Origin of the sequence: Paraburkholderia sp. OAS925, from assembly GCF_040543975.1 — a bacterium.
Taxonomy (GTDB): domain Bacteria; phylum Pseudomonadota; class Gammaproteobacteria; order Burkholderiales; family Burkholderiaceae; genus Paraburkholderia; species Paraburkholderia graminis.
The window spans coordinates 3543369-3559179 of sequence record NZ_JBEUNO010000001.1; the positions used below are offsets into that span (position 1 = coordinate 3543369).

The window sequence follows — 15811 nt, forward strand, 5'->3', positions numbered from 1 at the left end:
AAATATACAGTGTTTACGCCGTTTGTCGAGCGCCGTGCAACGAGCCTAGCGCGTGGTTTCATCCCCGACCGGGATGGTCAGCGTTTCCTTGATCTCTTCCATCACCACATAGCTTTTCGACTGCACGGCGCCCGGAAGCTGAAGCAGGATGTCGCCCAAAAGCTTACGGTAGTCGGCCATCTCGCCGATGCGCGCCTTGATCAGATAATCGAAATCGCCCGACACGAGATGGCACTCGAGCACTTCGGGGATCTTCTGCACCTCGCGGCGAAACTGGTCGAACATGTTGCCGCTCTTGTGGTCGAGCGTGATTTCGACGAACACCAGCAGCGCCGCGCCCAGCTCGGCCGGATTCACGCGCGCATAGTAGCCGGTGATCACGCCGTCGCGCTCCATGCGCTTCACACGCTCGATGCACGGCGTGACCGACAGCCCGACCTGTTCCGCGAGGTCTTTCATGGCCATCCGGCCGTCCTGCTGCAGCAGCCGAAGAATCTTGTGATCGAGCTTGTCGAGGGTTCGGACCGGCTGACGTTGGGTGCGCATAGTGTTTATTCTGAAAATCGCAGAAATACAATAACAAAACCTGCAAGTTCGCCAATAGTATAGCGCTTAACACTGGGCGAACCGCGTTTCACGTCGTTAATCGAACGATTGAAGCGAACTGAACAACACAACGCCCGCAAATCTTGCGAATCATCTGGAGCAGCTATGCGAATCGTCGTTTTGGGCAGTGGCGTCGTCGGCGTAACGAGCGCGTATTACCTCGCACGCGCGGGTCATGAAGTGACCGTGATCGATCGTGAGCCAGGCCCGGCGCTCGAAACAAGTTTCGCCAACGCCGGCCAGATCTCGCCAGGCTATGCGTCGCCGTGGGCCGCGCCCGGCGTGCCGCTGAAAGCCGTCAAGTGGATGTTCCAGAAACACGCGCCGCTCGCCATTCGCCTCGACGGCACGCAGTTCCAGTTGCAATGGATGTGGCAGATGCTGCAGAACTGCACGGCGTCGCGCTACGCGGTCAACAAAGGACGCATGGTCCGCCTCGCCGAATACAGCCGCGATTGTCTGCAAGCGCTGCGCGCCGAAACCGGCATCCACTACGAAGGCCGCACCGGCGGCACGCTGCAGGTATTCCGCACGCAGCAGCAATTCGACGGCGCGGCCAAAGACATCGCCGTGCTGCGCGAGGCCAACGTGCCGTTCGAACTGCTGTCGGCAGCGGAACTGGCTCAGGCCGAACCGGCGCTCGCCGCGGTCTCGCACAAGCTCACGGGCGGTCTGCGCCTGCCGGGCGACGAGACCGGCGACTGCCAGATGTTCACCACGCGTCTCGCCGCGCTGGCCGAGCAGATGGGCGTCAAATTCCGCTACAACACGCCGATCGACGCGCTCGCCATGGCCGGCGACCGCATCGCCGGCGTGCAGTGCGGCCAGGAATTGGTACGCGCCGATTCGTTCGTCGTCGCACTCGGTTCTTACTCGACGAAATTTCTGTCCGGCCTCGTGAAGATTCCGGTCTATCCGCTGAAGGGTTACTCGATTACGGCGCCCATCGTCAACGAAGCCGCCGCGCCGGTTTCCACGGTGCTCGACGAAACCTACAAGATCGCGATTACGCGCTTCGACAACCGGATTCGCGTCGGCGGGATGGCTGAAATCGTCGGCTTCGACAAGTCGTTGCGCCAGGCGCGCCGCGAAACGCTCGAGCTGTGCGTGAACGACCTGTTCCCGGGCGGCGGCGACACGTCGAAGGCCAGCTTCTGGACCGGCCTGCGGCCCATGACGCCGGACGGCACGCCGATCGTCGGCCGCACCCCCGTGCCGAACCTGTTCCTCAACACGGGGCACGGCACGCTCGGCTGGACAATGTCGTGCGGTTCGGGCCAGTTGCTCGCCGATGTGATGTCCGGCAAGCAGCCGGCGATCAAGGCAGACGACCTGTCGGTGCATCGCTATTTCGGCGAGAGCGGCGCTGCACATCGTCCGGCTTATGCCTGAAGCTTCTAGCGCCGGGCGTGGTCATGCTCGGCACGTTTCCAGCCGGCTGTAACAGCACAAGCCGGCTCGCCAAAAGACAAACGGCGCCTTGCGAACTGACCGCAGAAATTGGATCAATGTCCAATTGCCTGCGCTTCAGTTAACGCTGCAAGGCGCCGTTTTCGTTTACTCAGCAAGACCTCAGACTTCGCGCCGCATCAAAACTGATCCGCGGACAACGCCAGCACGCCCTCGCCGCCCTTCGCACTGACGATCGACGCTTCCAGCGCGGTCGCGAGCGGCAACACATGCTCCGCGTAGAATTGCGCGGTCGCGATTTTGGCGCCGTAAAACTGCGGGTCTTCGTCGTGCTTCCGAGCGGCCACGAGCAGCGCACGCGCCATTTGCCAGCCGCCCAGCACAATGCCCGCGAGCTTCAGATACGGCACGCTGCCGGCAAACACCGCGTTCGGATCGCCCTTCGTGTTCGCGACGACGAAATCGACCACCGCGCCTAACGAGCGCTGCCCCTCTGCAAGATACTTTTCCATCGATCGGAACGCCGGACCCTCTTGCGCGCCGAGCAATCCGACGGTTTCGGCAACGCTTGCAAGCAGCGACTTCGCGACTTTGCCGCCGTCACGCACCGTCTTGCGGCCGATCAGATCGTTCGCCTGAATCGCGGTCGTGCCTTCGTAGATCGGCAGAATGCGAGCGTCGCGGTAATACTGCGCGGCGCCCGTCTCTTCGATGAAACCCATGCCGCCGTGCACCTGCACGCCAAGGCTGGTTACGTCGATCGACAACTCCGTGCTCCAGCCCTTCACTACGGGCACGAGAAACTCGTAAATCGCCTGATGTTCGGCGCGCTTGGCTTCGTCCGGATGGCGATGCGCGATGTCGCAATGCCCGGCCGCGACATAAGCCAGCGCGCGCGACGCTTCGGTGAGCGCGCGCATCGTCGAAAGCATGCGGCGCACGTCGGGATGCTCGATGATCGCCACCGGCTGTTTCGCGGAGCCGTCGACGGGACGGCTTTGCACGCGCTCCTTCGCATAGGCCGCCGCCTTCTGATACGCGCGATCCGATACGCCGACGCCTTGCATGCCCACGGCGAACCGCGCCGCGTTCATCATGATGAACATGTACTCGAGGCCGCGATTTTCCTCGCCGATCAGATGCCCGATCGCGCCGCCGTGATCGCCGAATTGCAGCACGGCCGTCGGGCTCGCCTTGATGCCGAGCTTGTGCTCGATCGACACGCAATGCACGTCGTTGCGCTCGCCGAGCGAACCGTCCTCGTTGATCAAAAACTTCGGCACGATGAAGAGCGAGATGCCCTTCACGCCTTCGGGTGCATTCGGCGTGCGCGCAAGCACGAGATGCGCGATGTTCTCCGCCATGTCGTGCTCGCCCCACGTGATGAAAATCTTCGTGCCGAACAGCTTGAATGAGCCGTCGCCTTGCGGCTCGGCGCGCGTGCGCACGAGCGCGAGATCCGAGCCGGCCTGCGGCTCGGTGAGGTTCATTGTGCCGGTCCATTCGCCTGAAATGAGCTTCGGCACATAGGTCTGTTTTTGCGCGTCGGTGCCGGCGGTCAGCAGCGCCTCGATCGCGCCGTCGGTCAGCAACGGGCACAGCGCGAACGACAGATTCGACGCGTTCAACATCTCAACGCAAGGTGTGGCGATGAGTTTCGGCAGGCCTTGGCCTTCATACTCCACAGGATGCTGCACGCCTTGCCAGCCGCCCTCGGCAAACTGACGGAACGCTTCCTTGAAGCCGGGCGTCGCCGTCACGACGCCGTCTTTCCAACTGCTCGGATTGCGATCTCCTTCGACGTTCAGCGGAGCCAGCACCTCGCCGCACAGTTTCGCCGACTCTTCCAGCACGGCCTGAGCGGTGTCGAGGTTCGCGTCCTCGAAGCCCGGCAGCGTCGCGATCTGTTCGAGATCCGCCAGTTCGTTCATCACGAACAGCATGTCCTTGATGGGCGCCGTATAGCTCATTTTCTGTTCTCCTCCTGCCTGATGGAAAAAGGGCGCGGGACTTGTTCGGTCCAGCGCCCTTCTTGTGTCGCCAATGCGTTGCGAAACGCCGTTAAACGGCTTTGCAGATGGCTTTATATGGCGCTAACACGCTCAGCCGAGTTCGCTCACGAGTTCCGGCACAAGCGTGAACAGATCGCCGACGAGACCGTAATCGGCGACGCTGAAAATCGGCGCTTCCGGGTCTTTGTTGATCGCGACGATCACTTTGCTGTCCTTCATGCCGGCCAGATGCTGGATCGCGCCGGAAATGCCGACGGCCACATACAGTTGCGGCGCGACGATCTTGCCGGTCTGCCCGACCTGATAGTCGTTCGGCACGAAGCCGGCGTCGACCGCAGCGCGCGATGCGCCCAGCGCCGCGTTCAGCTTGTCGGCGAGCGGCTCGAGCACCTTCGTGTAGTTCTCGCCGTTGCCGAGGCCGCGGCCACCCGAAACGATGATCTTCGCCGACGTCAGTTCCGGACGGTCGAGCTTCGTCACTTCGCGGCTCACGAACTGCGAGATGCCCGCGTCTGCCGCCGCTTCGATTTTTTCCACCGATGCGTTGCCGCCTTCAGCCGCCACTGCGTCGAAGCCGGTGGTGCGGACCGTGATGACCTTGATCGGATCAGCCGATTGCACCGTCGCAATCGCATTGCCCGCGTAAATCGGACGCTCGAAAGTGTCGGTGGAATCGACCGCCGTGATGTCGCTGATCTGCGCGACGTCGAGCTTGGCGGCGATACGCGGCGCGATGTTCTTGCCGTAAGCGGTAGCCGGCGCGAGGATATGCGAGTAGTCCTTCGCGATGTTCAGCACCGTCGCCTCGACGTTTTCCGCGAGTCCTTCGGCAAGCTGCGGCGCGTCGGCCAGCAGCACTTTCGAAACGCCGGCGATCTTCGCGGCTGCGTCCGCTGCGGCCTGCGCGTTCTGACCGGCTACCAGTACGTGAATGTCACCACCGATCTTTTGCGCGGCTGCAATGGTGTGCAGCGTCGCGGCCTTGATCGATGCGTTGTCGTGTTCTGCTATTACAAGATTCGTCATTTGCCCTGTCTCCCGCGTTCCTTAAAGCACCTTGGCTTCGGTCTTCAGCTTCTCGACCAGCGTCTTCACGTCCGGCACCTTCACGCCGGCGGAGCGCTTCGGCGGCTCAACGACCTTCAGCGTCTTTAGACGCGGCGTGACATCGACGCCGAGGTCTTCGGGCTTGACGACTTCCAGCGGCTTTTTCTTCGCCTTCATGATGTTCGGCAGCGTCACGTAGCGCGGCTCGTTCAGGCGCAGATCGGTCGTGATGACAGCGGGCAATTTGAGCGACAGCGTTTCCGCGCCGCCATCCACTTCGCGCGACACGGTCGCCTTGCCGTCAGCGACGACAACCTTCGACGCAAACGTCGCCTGCGGCAATCCAGCCAGCGCGGCGAGCATCTGGCCGGTCTGGTTGGAGTCATCGTCGATAGCCTGCTTGCCGAGAATCACCAGTTGCGGCTGTTCCTTGTCGACGAGCGCCTTCAGCAGCTTCGCGACCGCCAGCGGCTGCAATTCTTCGTTCGACTCGATCAGGATCGCGCGATCCGCGCCGATGGCGAGCGCCGTGCGCAGCGTTTCCTGCGATTGCGTCGCGCCCGCCGACACGGCGATCACCTCGGTCGCCACGCCCGCTTCACGCAGACGCACCGCTTCTTCAACCGCGATTTCGTCGAACGGATTCATCGACATCTTCACGTTCGCGATGTCGACGCCCGTGCCGTCCGACTTGACCCGGACCTTCACGTTGTAGTCGACCACTCTCTTGACTGGCACCAGGATTTTCATGCACACGCTCCAAAGTTACGAATACGTCAACCCAACGAACATTATAACGACTGCCCTCGTGGCAGCTTTGTCGCGGGCGCTCTAGCAGGAGGATATCGCTCCCCCGCGGCGTGACGGCAATATCGAACGGTCGTTCTATTTTAATCGCGAAAAAACCCGGGTGACAACCCCGGGTTCCGATTTACGACTCTAATTTTCATATCGCCGGCTGCTCACGCGGTATCTGACGGCTTCAGATCACCAGGCCGTGACCACCGAACCGCCGAATTTGCTGTCGACAAACTGCTTCACTTCCGGCGAATGGTAGGCGGCCACGAGCTTGGCGACCCACGGCTTGTTTTTGTCGGCCTCGCGGATCGCGATGACGTTCACGTACGGACCCTTCGGGTCTTCGATTGCAATGGCGTCCTGCTTCGGCTTGAGGCCGGCTTCCATCGCGAAGTTGGTGTTGATCGCGGCGGCGTCCACGTCGTTGAGCGAACGCGGAATCTGCGCGGCGTCCAGTTCGACAATCTTCAGCTTCTTCGGATTTTCGACGATGTCGAGCGGGGTCGCCTTCAGGCCCGCTTCGGCACGCAGCTTCAGCAGCCCCTGCTTTTGCAGCAGCAGCAAGGCGCGGCCGCCGTTGGTCGGATCGTTCGGCACCGCGATCTTCGCGCCTTGCGGCAGTTCGGCCAGCGACTTCACCTTCTTCGAGTAGATGCCCATCGGGTACGTGACCGTATCGGCGACGCGAATCAGCTTGTAGCCGCGGTCCTTGACCTGCGCCTGCAAGTACGGGTCGTGCTGATAGCTGTTGGCGTCCAGATCGCCGCCCGCGAGCGCCGCGTTCGGCTGCACGTAGTCGGAGAACTCGACGACCTTGATGTTCAGACCGTTCTTTGCGGCGACGCTCTTCACGACTTCCATGATCTGCGCGTGCGGACCGCCGGTCACGCCGACCTTGATGGTGTCTTCAGCGTGGGCCGCATTTGCGGCGAACAGCGACGCGGCGCCGAATGCCGCGACCAGCTTGACTATGAAACGACGTTGCATGATGGACCTTTTGATTTATTTATGGCTCAGACGACGCACGAGCCAATCCCCGAACGACTGCACCAACTGCACGAACACGATAAGAATCACGACGACTGTCAACATGACTTCCGGCAGAAAACGCTGATACCCGTAGCGAATGCCGAGGTCGCCAAGACCGCCGCCGCCGATCGCACCGGCCATCGCCGAATAGCCGACCAGCGAGACGAACGTGATGGTCAAGCCGGCCACGACGCCCGGCAGCGATTCCGGCAACAGCACCTTGAAGACGATCTGGCTGGTGGTCGCGCCCATCGCCTGAGCCGCTTCGATCAGCCCGCGATCGACTTCGCGCAGCGCCGTTTCGACGAGACGCGCGATGAACGGCGCCGCGGCAATCGTCAGCGGCACCACGGCCGCGGCCGTGCCGATCGACGATCCGACCACGAGGCGGGTGAACGGAATCACCGCCACGAGCAGGATGATGAACGGCGTCGAGCGCACCGCATTCACGACCATGCCGACGACGCGATTTACCGCGACGTTCTGCAACACGCCCTGACGGTCCGTCAGATACAGCAGCACGCCGAGCGGCAAGCCCACCAACGCGCCGACCAGACCGGAAATGCCCACCATCACGAGCGTTTCCCAGAACGACTGGACGAACATATCGAACATTTCACTCAACATACGAGAGCTCCTCCACCACCACACCCTGTTCGCGCAGATACGCGAGCGCCTGCGCCACCTTCGCCGGTTCGCCGCCCGCGAGCACCGCGAGCGAGCCGAACGCCTGCCCCTGAATCTCGTCGATCTGGCCGTGCAGGATGTTGAAGTCGAGTTCGTAGCGGCGGATCGTCTCGGAGAGAATCGGCTGATCGACGCCCGAACCCGTGAACGCGAGGCGCAGCAAGTGACCGCTGCCCGTCTTCAGACGTTCGGCGACGCGCGCCTTCATCGCGGGCGGCAGTTCCTGCGCGATCACGTCGCCGATCAGCGCGCGCGTGACTTCGTGATGCGGCTGGAGAAACACGTCGATCACCTTGCCCTGTTCGACGACACGGCCCGCGTCGAGCACGGCGACGCGATCGCACACCTGCTTGATCACATCCATCTGATGCGTGATCAGCACGACAGTCAGGTTCAGTTCGCGGTTGATGCGCTTGAGCAGATCGAGAATCGAGCGGGTGGTTTCGGGATCGAGCGCGGACGTCGCTTCGTCGGAAAGCAGCACCTTCGGCTTGCTTGCCAACGCGCGCGCGATGCCGACGCGCTGCTTCTGCCCGCCGCTGATCTGCGCCGGATAGCGGTCCTTCTGCGCGGACAGGCCCACGAGTTCCAGCAGCGGCAACACGTTCGCCTCGATCTCGTCGCGCTTCATGCCGGCAAGCTCGAGCGGCAACGCGACGTTCTCGAACACCGTGCGCGACGACAGCAAATTGAAGTGCTGAAAGATCATGCCGATCTCGCGGCGCGCTTCGCGCAGTTGCGCGGCGGGCAGCGTGGTCAGATCGCGGCCGTCGACGACGATGTTGCCTTCGGTCGGACGCGTCAGCAGGTTGATCGTGCGGACCAGCGTGCTCTTGCCCGCGCCGCTGCGGCCGATGATGCCGAACACCTCGCCCGCCGGAATCGACAGATTGACGTTGTGCAGCGCCTCGACCCAGCCCCGGGGCCCCGCGAACCGCTGAGAGATATTGCGTATTTCGATCATGGAAAAACGAAACGGCGGGTTTGCCGACGAGCGTCGTGCGCTCCCCGGCCAAGCGGCCGCCGTTACTTTTATTGGGAATTTGAGCCCGCGATTCTACCGCGCCCGGGGCATTCCCTTTAATAATCAATTACGATCTTTTCATAACTGTTAGATATTAGAGGACGGACCCGCCGCCCATTTCCGCTGACGCGAGGGGCGAGGGTCTATGATCGCGCGAACCCCAATTCACGGACGCGCGCCATGGAGACCTCGCAACAGCCCTTCGCCTCTGGCGATGAAACCGGAGCAGACAGCGCGGAGCCGGTGCGCTCGACCGCCACCACGGCGGATGGCCTCGAACTGCCGCTATACCGTTGGCCAACCCGCAAAGCGCCGCGCGCGAGCATTGCGCTGATTCACGGACTCGCCGAGCATGCGTGCCGCTATTCGGCGCTGGCCGCACGGCTCAATGCAGCCGGGATCGAACTGCTGGCGATCGACTTGCGCGGTCACGGCCGCGCGCCGGGCAAGCGCGCCTACGTCGAACGATTCGACGATTACCTGCTGGATGCGCAGGCGTTGCTCGACGCCGCGGTTCGGACGGTGCAGAACCAGACGCCGCTGTTCCTGATGGGTCATAGCATGGGCGGCGCTATCGCCGCGCTCTACGCAATCGAGCGCGCCAGCGCCGCCTCGCAAGCAACAGGCAGCCGCGCCAATCTGAGCGGTCTGATCCTGTCGAGCCCCGCGCTCGCGCCTGGCCGCGACGTGCCGGGCTGGATGCTCGCGCTGAGTCAGGTTATCAGCCGCGTCTGGCCAGGCTTTCCGGCGATGAAAATCGACGCCGCGCTGCTGTCTCGGGTGCAATCCGTCGTGGACGCCAATCGCAGCGACCCGCTCGTGCATCACGCGGCGATTCCGGCGCGCACCGGCGCGGAACTGCTGCTCGCGATGGCGCGCATCGAACGCGGACGCGCGGGCCTGCGTCTGCCGCTTCTCGTCTATCACGGCACCGCGGATAAGCTCACGGAGCCCGAAGGCAGCCGAACGTTCGGCGAGCACGCCGGTTCGCCGGACAAGACGCTCCGGCTATACGAAGCGGGCTATCACGAGACGATGAACGATCTCGACCGCGATCGCGTGATCGGCGAACTGATCGAGTGGGTTCTTCAGCGCGCGCAGCGGGCGCTTTAACGCCTAGCGCTTCCAGTCAGGCGGGCGTTTGTCGATGAACGCCTGCACGCCCTCGAGCGCGGAATCGTCCATCATGTTGCAGGCCATCGTCTGGCCCGCGAGTTGATACGCGGCCTCGATGCCCATTTCCAGTTGCCGGTAGAAGAGACCCTTGCCGGCGCTGACCGCCTCGACCGGTTTCGCGCAGATGCTGGTGGCAAGCCGCGCCACTTCCGCGTCGAGCGAGTCCAGCGGCACGACGCGATTGACGAGGCCCTGCTGCTTCGCCTCGGCGGCGTCGATGAAATCGCCGGTCAACAGCATTTCGAGCGCCGCCTTGCGCGACAGATTGCGCGACAGCGGCACCGACGGCGTCGCGCAAAAGAGCCCGAGATTCACGCCCGACACGGCGAAACGCGCGGTATCGGAAGCCACGGCGAGATCGCACATCGCAACAAGCTGGCAGCCCGCCGCCGTCGCGATGCCATGCACTCGCGCGATCACCGGCTGCGGCAAGCGCTGGATCGTCAGCATGAGTTTCGTGCAGCGGGCGAACAGCGCCTGGTAATACGCAAGCGACGGCGCCGCGCGCATTTCCTTCAGATCATGTCCCGCGCAGAACGCGCGCCCCGCGCCGGCGATCACGACCACGCGCGCCTCCGATCGCGCGACTTCGTTCAGCGCGTCCTGCAACGCGTCGAGCATGCCTTCGGAGAGCGCGTTGAAAGCGTCGGGCCGGTTCATCGTCAGACGCACGACGCCGGGTACGCCGTACGCGCCGGTTTCCGTCTCCACTAGCGAAGCGCTGCGTGCATCCTCGTTCATGGCTTGCTCTTCCTCAGATTTCGGCCAGCGCGCGCACGTGGGCAACCACGCTGCGCCCGAGCGCGGACAGGTTGTAGCCGCCTTCGAGACAACTCACGATCCGCCCGCTCGCATAGCGTTTCGCGACGTCGCGCATCTGCTCGGTAATCCACACGTAGTCGTCTTCGACGAGGCCCATGTTGCCGAGGTCGTCTTCGCGATGCGCGTCGAAGCCCGCGGAAATGAACAGCATCTCCGGCTTGAAGTCGTTCAGACGCGGCAGCCACAGCATGTCCACCGCCTCGCGCACGGCCATGCCTTTCGAGCGCGCGGGCATCGGCACGTTGCACATGTTGGGCGCCTGATTGTCGGCGCCCGTGAACGGATAGAACGGATGCTGGAAGATGCTGCACATCAGCACGCGCGGGTCGCCCGAAAACGCCGCTTCGGTGCCGTTGCCGTGATGCACGTCGAAGTCGATGATCGCAACGCGCTGCAAGCCGTGCACCTCGAGCGCATGACGCGCGGCGATGGCGACGTTGTTGAAGAAGCAGAAGCCCATTGCACGCGCCGGCTCGGCGTGATGGCCGGGCGGGCGCACGCTGCAAAAAGCGTTGTCGAAGCGGCCTTCGATGACCGCGTCGGTAGCGGCCACCGCCGCGCCGGCTGCGCGTAACGCCGCCTGCAAGGTGTGCGGGTTCATCGACGTGTCGGGGTCGATCTCGGCGCGGCCCTCGGCAGGCGAACAGCTACGGATGTAGTCGATGTGCGCCTGCGTATGCACGCGCAGCAGCGCCGCTTCGTCGGCGAGCGGCGGCGATTCGCGTTCGATCAACGCGTCGATGCGGCTCGCGATCAATTGATCTTCGATGGCCTGCAACCGTGCGGGGCATTCGGGATGCCATTGCCCCATATCGTGCAGCAGACAGTCGGCGTGGGAATAGAAACCTGTTGCCATGATTCTTTTCTGCGGCGCAGCGCTGGCAGCGTGCGCGGCGTGTCTCCGTCCAGGGGCGCGCGCCCACGGCGCGCCAACATTCATGAAGTTACCACACGACGCAGCGATGACGCGTCGTTCCGCATCACGCCGCTGTGACGTGTCCGGCACAGTTTCGCAAGAGGCCTCGGGTATACTGCCCGTTCCGTTTTCCTCCCGTCTTTGTCCTTTCGCTCTGCGCCCCCAGCTCACTATGACCGTCAAGCTTGCTCTGTCTGCACGAAACCGGCTCAGCATCCGAACCATCGCCGCCGCACTCTCCACCGCATCGTGCATGTTCATGGCAACCACTCCGGCTCTCGCGCAGAGCACCGGCAAAAAACCGCCCGTACTTGTCGCTCAGGCGCAGCCGCAAACCGCCGTTCCGCAAGGGCAAACGTTTGAGGAAGAAATTATTCCGCAGCGTTACGCGAACAACGCGAATGTCGATGCGTTCATCAACGACATGGCGGCGCGCTACGATTTCGACGAAGCCGCGCTGCATTCGCTGTTTGCCGGCGTCAGCTATTCGGCGACCGCGGTGAAGCTGGTCACGCCGTCGCCGTCGGCCGCGGTGAAAAACTGGCGCGTGTACCAGTCGCGCTTTCTCGATCAGATCCGCATCAACGCCGGCATCCGTTTCTGGCGCGCGAATCGGGCCACGCTGCAGCGCGCGTATGAAGAGTTCGGCGTGCCGCCGGAAGTGATCGTCGGCATTCTCGGCGTGGAGACGATTTACGGGCGTTTCATGGGCAACTTCCGTGTGCTCGACGCACTGACCACGCTCAGTTTCGATTACCCGAATACACCGAATCGCGCGGACCGCCAGGCGACCTTCCGCAAGAATCTCGAAGACTACCTGGTGTGGACGCGCGATTCGCAGATCGATCCGAGCACGGTGCTCGGCTCGTACACCGGCGCGATCGGCATTCCGCAATTTCTGCCGAGCAGCATCGTGCAGTATGCGGTCAGCTACGATGGCCACAAGGACATCGACCTGCGCACGAGCCAGGCGGATGCAATCGGCAGCGTCGCCAACTATCTGCGCAAGAACGGTTGGGAGAACGGCCGGCCGGTCGTGTGGAAGATCGGTAGCGATGCGGGCAGCCTCGGCGTCGCGCAAGCAGCCGCCGACGGTGCGCCGGAGCCGCATTGGCCGCTCGACCAGTTGTTGCGCGCCGGGCTCGTGCTCAATGAGCCGAACGTAAATATCTCTTCCGAAGTGGCAACGCCGGTCACGGTGGTGGATCTGCCCTCGCCCGGACGCGGCACGGAATACATGCTGGGCCTGAAGAACTTCTATGTGCTGACGCGCTATAACCGCAGCTTCTTTTATGCGCTCGCGGTTTATCAGTTGGGGCAGCGCATCAAGTCGCAGATGGAAGCGAGCGACGGCGGCAATGCCAACGGAAATTCCAACGGCAATTCCGTCGATAACGCGGCGCCGGCGAGCGACGCTTCGCAATGAAGTTAGGCAGCGCGAGGCGCGCTGTCGGATCGCTTCGCATGTGATGTGATGGAAAAGAAAAAAGCGCCGGCAGGCGCTTTTTTCTTTGTCCGCAAGCAGCAAGGCGCCGAACGCCGCCAGCCGCACCCGTATTGCCGCCTTACGCCGGAAACACGCCCGTCGACAAATAACGGTCGCCCGCGATCGCAGACGATAAACACGATGGTCGCGTTCTCGATTTGCCGCGCGACGCGCAACGCGACTTCGCACGCGCCGCCCGACGAAATGCCCGCGAAGATCCCTTCCACCGATGCAAGCCGCCGGGCCATTGCCTCGGCTGCCGCCTGGCTCACGTTCTCGACGCGATCCACGCGGCTGCGGTCGAAAATTTTCGGCAGATACGCTTCCGGCCATTTGCGGATGCCTGGAATGCGCGAACCTTCCTCCGGCTGCGCGCCGATAATCTCGATTGCCTGGTTCTGCTGCTTCAGATACGTGGACACGCCCATGATCGTGCCGGTCGTCCCCATCGACGAAACGAAGTGGGTGATGCGCCCTTCGGTATCGCGCCAGATTTCGGGGCCCGTACCTTCGACGTGCGACGCCGGATTGTCCGGGTTCGCGAACTGATCGAGGATGATGCCCTTGCCGTCGCGCTGCATCTGTTCGGCAAGATCGCGCGCGTACTCCATGCCGCCCGTGACCGGCGTGAGGATGATTTGCGCGCCATACGCGGCCATGCTCTGACGGCGCTCCACCGACAGGTCTTCCGGCATGATCAGCACCATCTTGTAGCCGCGGATCGCCGCGGCCATCGCGAGTGCGATGCCGGTGTTGCCGCTCGTCGATTCGATCAGCGTGTCGCCCGGTTTGATACGGCCGCGCGCTTCCGCTTTCTTGATCATCGACAACGCCGGGCGGTCCTTCACCGAGCCGGCGGGATTGTTGCCCTCGAGCTTGGCGAGCACCACGTTATTGCGGCTGCGGATCTCGTCGTCGGTGAGCCGGACGAGTTGCACGAGCGGCGTATTGCCGATCGTGTCTTCAATCGTTTTGTAAGCCATATCGGTTCAGGTGCTGTCGATGCGCGGAGTCTCAATCCATCGATTCTAAACCACGGTGCCCGCCGCTGCCGCGCGGCCCTTCTGCGCGCATGGATGCACGCAGCGCCCACGCAAAAAACCCGCGGCTGAGTACCGCGGGAGCCAGTCATGCGAATGACAGCTTAAGGAGCGGCGTTGCCGGCTCCGACCATGAAGGACAACGATGGCGAATCGCGCGCGGCTACACGCGCCGCGCGCGAGCCCGCGTCAGGCTGTCAGGCTATTTCTTCACCGCCACGGTAGCGCCGCCTTTCGGCGTATTGGCCGCAACGGCCGCGCCCTTGTTCTGTGAAGACGCCGCAACCTGCGGGCCAGCAGCCGCGCCAGCCGGACCGACAGCGAGACCCTCCGCCTGCAGGCGCTCGACGGTATGCCCGCCCATGCCCTTGACGCGCTTGCCGAGGTCGGCCGGGTCCTTGAACGGACCATGTGCGGCGCGCTCTTCGAGAATGGCTTTCGCTTTGGCAGGACCGATGCCTTTGACGCCGCGCAGCGCGTCCTCGTTAGCCGTGTTGACGTCAACCGACGCATACGCGTGGCCGAAAGCGGCGAGCATTGCTGCGGTAACCAGAATTTTTCGAAACATATGGAATCTCCCTTGTACAACCGGTCGGCGACATCACCAACCGGGAGATTCCAGTTTAAACAGGTATCCGAACTATTTACACCTGGCCGAATAGCCAACGTACGTATCGGTCGACACCTTCCTGCACGCTCAGAAACGGCGCATCGTAGCCGGCCGCGCGCAGCTTCGACTGATCCGCCTGCGTGAAGCACTGATACTTGCCGCGCAATGCGTCGGGGAACGGAATGTATTCGATCAGCCCGCGCTGCACCTGGTCGGCGAGCGACAGCGGCGGCTCGTTGTTCAGCGCGCGCAGGGTGTTGACCACCGTGCTCGCGATGTCGTTGAACGGCTGCGCGCGTCCGCTGCCCAGATTGAAGATGCCCGACTTGTCCGGGTTGTCGAAGAAGAACAGGTTGACCTTGACCACGTCTTCCACCGAGACGAAATCGCGCGTCTGCTCGCCCGCGGCATAGCCGTTGTATTCGCCGAACAGCTTGACCTTGCCCTCGGCGCGGAACTGGTTGAAGTTGTGAAACGCTACCGACGCCATGCGCGCCTTATGCGTTTCGCGCGGACCGTAGACGTTGAAATAGCGAAAGCCCGCGATCTGGCTTTTCGCGGTGGGCAGCACGCGGCGGATCACCTGGTCGAACAGAAACTTCGAATAGCCGTACACGTTCAGCGGCTGCTCGACTTCGCGTTCTTCGACGAAACGGCTCGAGCCGCCATACGTTGCCGCCGACGACGCGTACAGGAACTGGATGTTCTGCGCGAGGCACACGTCGAGCACGTCGCGGCTGTAGCGGAAGTTGTTGTCCATCATGTAGCGGCCGTCGGTTTCCATCGTGTCCGAACAGGCGCCTTCGTGGAAGATCGCGCGCACTTTGCCGAAGTCGCCGCGCTTGAAGCGCTCGACGAATTCGGTCTTATCCAGATAGTCGTCGATTTCGCAGTCGACCAGATTCTTGAACTTGTCGGCGCGCGTCAGATTGTCGACGGCGATGATGCGTTGTTCGCCGCGCTCGTTGAGCGCTTTCACGAGGTTGCTGCCGATAAAGCCGGCCGCGCCGGTGACGATGAGAGTCATGATGGTCCCGCGGTAATGAGCCTTGTGTAGGATCGAAGCGGACGACGAGACGCCGGCCTCGATCGGCAGGTCTGGTTGGCGTTCCGCCGATCCTTCTTGCGCGCTGCCGTCGGCTTGCGGT

General features: G+C 62.9%; 14 protein-coding genes and 1 pseudogene. 3 read left to right on the forward strand and 12 right to left on the reverse strand.

Going from position 1 to position 15811, the window contains the following annotated elements; genetic code table 11:
• Positions 1-45 precede the first annotated feature (45 nt).
• Positions 46-546 (reverse strand): Lrp/AsnC ligand binding domain-containing protein, encoded by a 501-nt coding sequence (locus ABIE53_RS15430; protein ID WP_006050274.1) that lies wholly within the window; start codon positions 544-546, stop codon positions 46-48.
• Between the two features lie 108 nt (positions 547-654).
• Between ABIE53_RS15430 and ABIE53_RS15435 the strand changes: the two genes are divergently transcribed.
• Positions 655-1998: a D-amino acid dehydrogenase gene (locus tag ABIE53_RS15435; protein WP_374710183.1), complete on the forward strand. Its 1344-nt coding sequence runs from the start codon at positions 655-657 to the stop codon at positions 1996-1998.
• A gap of 197 nt (positions 1999-2195) precedes the next feature.
• On the opposite strand, the gene ABIE53_RS15440 is transcribed toward ABIE53_RS15435, so the two are convergent.
• The 6 genes from ABIE53_RS15440 to ABIE53_RS15465 form a co-directional block, all read right to left on the reverse strand.
• Positions 2196-3986: an acyl-CoA dehydrogenase gene (locus ABIE53_RS15440; protein WP_192698779.1), complete on the reverse strand. Its 1791-nt coding sequence runs from the start codon at positions 3984-3986 to the stop codon at positions 2196-2198.
• 132 nt (positions 3987-4118) lie between these two features.
• Positions 4119-5054, reverse strand: a complete 936-nt coding sequence (locus ABIE53_RS15445) for an electron transfer flavoprotein subunit alpha/FixB family protein (protein WP_006050271.1) — start codon at positions 5052-5054, stop codon at positions 4119-4121.
• A gap of 21 nt (positions 5055-5075) precedes the next feature.
• Positions 5076-5825 carry an electron transfer flavoprotein subunit beta/FixA family protein gene (locus ABIE53_RS15450; protein ID WP_006050270.1) on the reverse strand — a complete coding sequence of 250 codons (750 nt, stop codon included), beginning with the start codon at positions 5823-5825 and terminating at the stop codon, positions 5076-5078.
• A gap of 237 nt (positions 5826-6062) precedes the next feature.
• Positions 6063-6860 carry a MetQ/NlpA family ABC transporter substrate-binding protein gene (locus tag ABIE53_RS15455; protein WP_029967888.1) on the reverse strand — a complete coding sequence of 266 codons (798 nt, stop codon included), beginning with the start codon at positions 6858-6860 and terminating at the stop codon, positions 6063-6065.
• 15 nt (positions 6861-6875) lie between these two features.
• Positions 6876-7529 (reverse strand): methionine ABC transporter permease, encoded by a 654-nt coding sequence (locus ABIE53_RS15460; protein WP_006050268.1) that lies wholly within the window; start codon positions 7527-7529, stop codon positions 6876-6878.
• Positions 7519-8553 (reverse strand): methionine ABC transporter ATP-binding protein, encoded by a 1035-nt coding sequence (locus ABIE53_RS15465; protein WP_006050267.1) that lies wholly within the window; start codon positions 8551-8553, stop codon positions 7519-7521. Before ABIE53_RS15465 ends, ABIE53_RS15460 begins: the two co-directional genes overlap by 11 nt.
• 240 nt (positions 8554-8793) lie before the next feature.
• Here ABIE53_RS15465 and ABIE53_RS15470 point away from each other — a divergent pair, with 240 nt between their 5' ends.
• Entirely contained in the window at positions 8794-9726 is a 933-nt protein-coding gene (locus ABIE53_RS15470; protein ID WP_192698778.1) for an alpha/beta hydrolase, read from the forward strand.
• Between the two features lie 3 nt (positions 9727-9729).
• Here ABIE53_RS15470 and ABIE53_RS15475 read toward each other — a convergent pair whose 3' ends face one another.
• Together ABIE53_RS15475 and ABIE53_RS15480 are read right to left on the reverse strand one after the other, a co-directional pair.
• Positions 9730-10530 carry an enoyl-CoA hydratase gene (locus ABIE53_RS15475; protein WP_006050265.1) on the reverse strand — a complete coding sequence of 267 codons (801 nt, stop codon included), beginning with the start codon at positions 10528-10530 and terminating at the stop codon, positions 9730-9732.
• A 13-nt stretch (positions 10531-10543) separates the two neighbouring features.
• Entirely contained in the window at positions 10544-11467 is a 924-nt protein-coding gene (locus ABIE53_RS15480; RefSeq protein WP_006050264.1) for a histone deacetylase family protein, read from the reverse strand.
• A 313-nt stretch (positions 11468-11780) separates the two neighbouring features.
• Between ABIE53_RS15480 and mltB the strand changes: the two genes are divergently transcribed.
• The gene (gene mltB / locus ABIE53_RS15485; RefSeq protein ID WP_006050263.1) at positions 11781-12953 is read left to right on the forward strand and encodes a lytic murein transglycosylase B; all 1173 of its coding nucleotides are present in this window, start codon (positions 11781-11783) and stop codon (positions 12951-12953) included.
• 139 nt (positions 12954-13092) lie between these two features.
• Here mltB and cysM read toward each other — a convergent pair.
• The 3 genes and pseudogenes from cysM to rfaD form a co-directional block, all read right to left on the reverse strand.
• Positions 13093-13996 (reverse strand): annotated as a pseudogene (gene cysM / locus ABIE53_RS15490) (cysteine synthase CysM).
• 259 nt (positions 13997-14255) lie between these two features.
• Positions 14256-14621 (reverse strand): ComEA family DNA-binding protein, encoded by a 366-nt coding sequence (locus tag ABIE53_RS15495; RefSeq protein ID WP_006050261.1) that lies wholly within the window; start codon positions 14619-14621, stop codon positions 14256-14258.
• Between the two features lie 76 nt (positions 14622-14697).
• The gene (rfaD, locus tag ABIE53_RS15500; RefSeq protein WP_006050260.1) at positions 14698-15690 is read right to left on the reverse strand and encodes an ADP-glyceromanno-heptose 6-epimerase; all 993 of its coding nucleotides are present in this window, start codon (positions 15688-15690) and stop codon (positions 14698-14700) included.
• Positions 15691-15811: the final 121 nt, after the last annotated feature.

Coding starts and splice junctions, on each gene's coding strand:
- mltB (WP_006050263.1), top strand. CDS start 11,781: ATGTTCATGGCAACCACTCCGGCTCTCGCGCAGAGCACCGGCAAAAAA.
- ABIE53_RS15465 (WP_006050267.1), bottom strand. CDS start 8,553: ATGATCGAAATACGCAATATCTCTCAGCGGTTCGCGGGGCCCCGGGGC.
- rfaD (WP_006050260.1), bottom strand. CDS start 15,690: ATGACTCTCATCGTCACCGGCGCGGCCGGCTTTATCGGCAGCAACCTC.
- ABIE53_RS15460 (WP_006050268.1), bottom strand. CDS start 7,529: ATGTTGAGTGAAATGTTCGATATGTTCGTCCAGTCGTTCTGGGAAACG.
- ABIE53_RS15470 (WP_192698778.1), top strand. CDS start 8,794: ATGGAGACCTCGCAACAGCCCTTCGCCTCTGGCGATGAAACCGGAGCA.
- ABIE53_RS15480 (WP_006050264.1), bottom strand. CDS start 11,467: ATGGCAACAGGTTTCTATTCCCACGCCGACTGTCTGCTGCACGATATG.
- ABIE53_RS15495 (WP_006050261.1), bottom strand. CDS start 14,621: ATGTTTCGAAAAATTCTGGTTACCGCAGCAATGCTCGCCGCTTTCGGC.
- ABIE53_RS15475 (WP_006050265.1), bottom strand. CDS start 10,530: ATGAACGAGGATGCACGCAGCGCTTCGCTAGTGGAGACGGAAACCGGC.
- ABIE53_RS15440 (WP_192698779.1), bottom strand. CDS start 3,986: ATGAGCTATACGGCGCCCATCAAGGACATGCTGTTCGTGATGAACGAA.
- ABIE53_RS15455 (WP_029967888.1), bottom strand. CDS start 6,860: ATGCAACGTCGTTTCATAGTCAAGCTGGTCGCGGCATTCGGCGCCGCG.
- ABIE53_RS15450 (WP_006050270.1), bottom strand. CDS start 5,825: ATGAAAATCCTGGTGCCAGTCAAGAGAGTGGTCGACTACAACGTGAAG.
- ABIE53_RS15430 (WP_006050274.1), bottom strand. CDS start 546: ATGCGCACCCAACGTCAGCCGGTCCGAACCCTCGACAAGCTCGATCAC.
- ABIE53_RS15445 (WP_006050271.1), bottom strand. CDS start 5,054: ATGACGAATCTTGTAATAGCAGAACACGACAACGCATCGATCAAGGCC.